The following is a 269-nucleotide window of genomic DNA, read 5'->3' on the forward strand; positions in this document are numbered from 1 at the left end:
GTACTTTTGCAGAACTTGCTTTGCCATTAAGGCCAGTGACTTTCATGACCTCATCACTAAATGGTGCAATCATTTTCACATCAATCGGATAGCGTTTACCGCTAGCTTCTAAATCACCACTGCTAAAAGAGACGTAGTAAGGGGTTGGATTGGTCACTCGCAATGACGCCTTACCTTCTGAACCTGACCAGAACCACTTCAGGGCTAACGGGGCTTCAGAGGGATTTCCCTTCAATCCATCCGGGCGATAGAAAAGTTTTATACGTGTG

At 45.7% G+C, this 269-nt stretch carries 1 pseudogene; it reads right to left on the minus strand.

Annotated elements, in window-relative coordinates:
• Positions 1-157: pseudogene (locus tag SB756_RS30490) on the minus strand (hypothetical protein); the annotation flags it as partial.
• Between the last annotated feature and the right edge of the window lie 112 nt (positions 158-269).

It is taken from the genome of Pseudomonas sp. SIMBA_068 (genome assembly GCF_046534705.1).
In the GTDB taxonomy this organism is placed as follows: Bacteria; Pseudomonadota; Gammaproteobacteria; order Pseudomonadales; family Pseudomonadaceae; genus Aquipseudomonas; species Aquipseudomonas putida.